Annotated in this window: 3 protein-coding genes; 1 reads left to right on the top strand and 2 read right to left on the bottom strand. The window is 59.0% G+C overall.

Annotation, left to right across the window (positions count from 1 at the left end):
- Positions 1-123 precede the first annotated feature (123 nt).
- Positions 124-1,326: a hypothetical protein gene (locus tag ABJK70_RS21205; RefSeq protein ID WP_347259036.1), complete on the bottom strand. Its 1,203-nt coding sequence runs from the start codon at positions 1,324-1,326 to the stop codon at positions 124-126.
- A 364-nt stretch (positions 1,327-1,690) separates the two neighbouring features.
- Here ABJK70_RS21205 and ABJK70_RS21200 point away from each other — a divergent pair, with 364 nt between their 5' ends.
- Positions 1,691-2,872 (top strand): cytochrome c peroxidase, encoded by a 1,182-nt coding sequence (locus ABJK70_RS21200; RefSeq protein ID WP_347259035.1) that lies wholly within the window; start codon positions 1,691-1,693, stop codon positions 2,870-2,872.
- A gap of 144 nt (positions 2,873-3,016) precedes the next feature.
- Here ABJK70_RS21200 and ABJK70_RS21195 read toward each other — a convergent pair.
- The coding region (locus ABJK70_RS21195) for a rhodanese-like domain-containing protein (protein WP_347259034.1) at positions 3,017-4,130 on the bottom strand (1,114 nt) is incomplete at its 5' end.

The raw sequence follows: 4,130 nt of genomic DNA, 5'->3' as shown, positions 1-4,130 counted from the left end.
CCTTTTCGATGATGCGGTCGAAATGCCGATCCGTGATTTTCCCGCCGTTGCGCTTGAAGAAAGCTTCGTTCAGTTCGTTCCGGTCTTCTTCATCCACGGGTATCCCTCCCTTCCGTCAGCGGCCTAGACCGAGAAAGCGAGCCATTCCGGCCTGAACAGCAGCAATAATCCGATGACGATCAGCACAACGCCGCCGATGGCGTGAGCATACCGCACGTATGTCCCGGTCAGCCCGGTCACCCGCAGGGTCTGCATGGCGACGAAAAACACGAAGAGGTCGTCCAGCATGAACACCAGTATGTAAAGGCCGAGGTAAGCATGATATTGCCATGTCGGCAGGTTGCTCAGAGCAAGCACCTGGGTATAAATAGCCGGTATTCCGGCGGAACAGATCAGTTCCACCAGGTTCACCGCAAAGGCCAGCAGGATAATGCCCGCCAGCGCGAGCAGGAAGCGCCGCTCGCTGGCCAGGGAACGCAGCCGCTCGAAAACGCGCTTCCGCGATTCGGGTGCGGTCACTTTACAGATAGCCTCGGGATTCACGAAATATTCGCGAAGGTAATAAGTACCGCCGCCCAGCGCCAGCGTTCCCACCAAGATGCGAATCCAGAGCAGCATGCCGAAAAAAAGCAGCAAGTTTAACCAGGCCGCCATGAACAGATAGTAAACCGCAGCCGAGGCGACGATGAATGCGCTGCCCAGCACCCACATCCGAAACCGGTTGCGCAATCCCACCAGCAGACTGATCAGGAAAAGCAAGGTCCACATGGCGCACGGATTGAAGCCGTCCACGGCCGCGAGCATCAAAGTCAGCACGGGAAGAGAGACCTGGCCGATGGTCACTTCTCCGAATATCGGCAGTTTCAGAACCTTCGGCGTTTTCTTGACAGGCTGCGGAAGGTCTTCGGCCGGTGTATCCGGTATGCCGGTCAACAGCGGCCATACGAGATCCCTGCAAACGACTTCCTGACAGGCCTTTGCGGCCGACCGGATCTCCGCTCCGGTCGTCGAGTCGTCATCGTACCCTTCGAAGTATGTCTTACCAACCACGGTCAGAGGCACCCCCGGGCGCTCGATTCCGAATTGCCTGACCAGCGCAGAAAAGACATCGTAGTTCCCGGTATAACGGCTGATTTCCAGATAATGAACACGAACTCTCGCCTCTTCGCCTTCCCATCGTCTGAGGAAATCCATTGCGCGTTCACAATGCGGACAGCCGTCCTTCCAGAAAAAGTAAACATCGACTTTACGTTCTTCCGATTCGGCACCGTTCGCATACCCAACCGCGCCGAGCAGCGAGAAAACAATCAGAAAAAGTAGCCACACCGAGTTCCTGCTGGGTCGCACCACCGATCAACCTCCTACAACAGCTTCGACTTCTCGACTCCCTGAACTATACGACGAGTTCACGGACTGGCGCGAATAAATCAAGGCTTGCACACTTGCTCAGAAGGATGACATCGCGGTTGCGCGATTTCTGAAATAGCGAAAGCGGTTATAGCCAAGAAAAGCCGAATGTTCGCCATGCGCCGTCAGAAAGAGGTCGGTCGTCATTCGAGCATCCGCACGCACCTCCATGGGGTTCCATTTCGAAACGGAGTTTTGTGTGTATTTGCATGGGATGGGTTCTTGACTCGACATTGATTACAAATGAGAATTCTTCTCATTACGAAAAACAAAAGGGATGATCATGAAGGTCAAAACATGGGGCACCGTATTCACGCTCCTCGCCATTCAGGCCGCAGCCGACGATCAAGCCTTGCCCGGAGGCCAGTGGCTCGCGCCGAAGGCCAAACTGGGCCGGGAGTTGTTCTTCGACGCCAGTCTCTCCTCGCCGGCCGGGCAATCCTGCGCCAGCTGCCATGAGCCCAAACGCGCATTCACCGACCCGGACAAGAGGATTCCCACCTCCGAGGGCGTGATTTCGGGACGGTTCGGCAGCCGTAACACTCCCACCGTCATGTATGCCGCATTCAGCCCGGCATTCCACTACGACGAACAGGAGGGGCTGTTCGTAGGCGGCCAATTCTGGGACGGCCGCGCCGCGACTCTGGAAGAACAGGCGAAACAGCCGTTCCTGAATCCGGTCGAAATGGCCAATCCGAGTCGAACTGCCGTGGTGGAAAAGGTACGTCAGGCCCCGTATGCCCGGTTGTTCGAAGAAGTGTATGGACGGGGTGCCCTGGATGACACCGAACGGGCCTACGATCTCATCGCCGACGCGATCGCCGCATTCGAGAATATCCGTGCATTCAACCGCTTCAGCTCGAAATACGACGCGTATCTGGCCGGAAAGGTCAAATTGAGCCCGCGGGAGCTCAGGGGGCTCAAGGTGTACGAGGATCCCGCCAAGGGCAATTGCGCCGCCTGCCATCCCAACCGGCCGTCGGAGGAGGATTCCCCGCCGTTGTTCACGGATTTCACCTATGACAACCTGGGCGTTCCAAAGAATCCGGACAATCCCTTCTACGCCTTGCCGCCCGAGTTCAATTCCGCCGGCCGCGACTTCGCGGACCGGGGCCTGGGCGCCAGCGTCGGCAGCGTTGCCGAGGACGGGAAGTTCAAGGTCCCGACCCTTCGCAATATCGCGTTAACCGGTCCCTACATGCACAACGGTTATTTCCAGACCTTGCGTGGCGTGGTCGAGTTCTACAACAACCGGGACGTCAAGCCCGCCTGCCGGGACACCATGACCCGTGAGCGCGATGCCCTCAAGCAAGGTTGCTGGCCCGCCCCCGAGATAGCGGACAATGTCAACCATGACGAACTGGGCAACCTGGGACTGACCGAACGGGAAATGGACGACCTCGTTGCCTTCTTGAACACCCTGACCGACGGATATCGCCCGCTCCAATGGAGGCGTGGCAAGTAGCGCGTTTTTCACCACGGTTTAGCGGTACGGGAAGCGCGTAGGTCGGCAATCCCTTGCCGACAACGTTCCTTGCCGACCCGGTTCGTCGGCAAAGGATTGCCGACCTACACCTTGGGGAAGCGCTACAGAAAACCGGAAAATGCTCTAACCCGTTCCACCGGCGATGTTACTGGGACAGCATTTCTCCCACGCGTTAAAACCGCCCACGAGATCGATCGTATTATCGAATCCCTGATCTTCCAGCAAGCTGGTGGCGATGGACGAGCGGTAGCCGGTGCCGCAATGGACCACGATGGGCCTGTCGCGGGGCAGTTCGCCGCTCCGTTCCGCGAGCCGGTTCAGCGGGATATTGAGGCTTTCGCCGATGCGTTTCTGCTGCCATTCGTTTTCGGTACGCACATCGAGAACCAGGGGCGACTGCGCCGAGGCCAGCTTTTCCGCCAGGGTCGGGGCTGCGATCCGGTCGGTCCGCCGGATGAGATCCGGCCGCTGCTCCAGCGCTTCCATGCCCCCCTCGAGATAACCCGCAACATTGTCGAAACCTATTCGGCCGAGACGCATCGCGGCTTCCTGCTCGCGGCCGGGTTCGGCGATGAGCACGATGGGCCTAGTGCGATCGAGCAATGTGCCCGCCCAAGTGGCATAAGGGCCGCCGAGGCCGATGTTCACGCTGCCCGCCAGGTGCGCCCCTGCGAAATCCGCCGTCTCGCGCACGTCCAGAAGCTGCGCCCCGGCCTGTTTCATCGTGAGCACCGCGTCGAGCGAGAGCGGTTTCAGCCCGGTCGCCAGGGTTTCTTCGAGGGTTGCGCGCTCCTTGCGGTTGAGTACCGCGTCATGGGAAAAATATTTCGGCGCTTCCGGCTGGCCCGCCGTGACCAGGCGAATGAAGTCTTCCTTGCTCATGGGTTTGAGCGCGTAGTTGTACCCGCGCTGCGTTCCCATGGTGGAGAACAGGTCGGTGCTGAGACTTTTCCCGCACATGGACCCCGCGCCGTGAGCCGGGTAAACCAAGGTTTCGTCCGGCAGGGGCAATAGCTTTTCGTGCAGAGACTCGTAAAGCATCGCGGCCAGGTCTTCGGCCGAAACGCCGAACGAGGCCAAAAGGTCGGGGCGTCCCACGTCCCCGATGAATAGCGTATCGCCCGTCAGCACGGCATAGGGAATCTCCGTGCTCTTGGCCTGATCGTAAACCACGATCGAGATACCTTCGGGGGTATGGCCGGGTGTTTCCAGGATCTTCAGGCGGACCTGACCGAAT

It is taken from the genome of Methylocaldum sp. (genome assembly GCF_039794385.1).
Lineage (GTDB): Bacteria > Pseudomonadota > Gammaproteobacteria > Methylococcales > Methylococcaceae > Methylocaldum.
The sequence above is the reverse complement of the archived record's forward strand: the minus strand, read 5'-3'. Positions and strand labels throughout refer to the sequence as shown.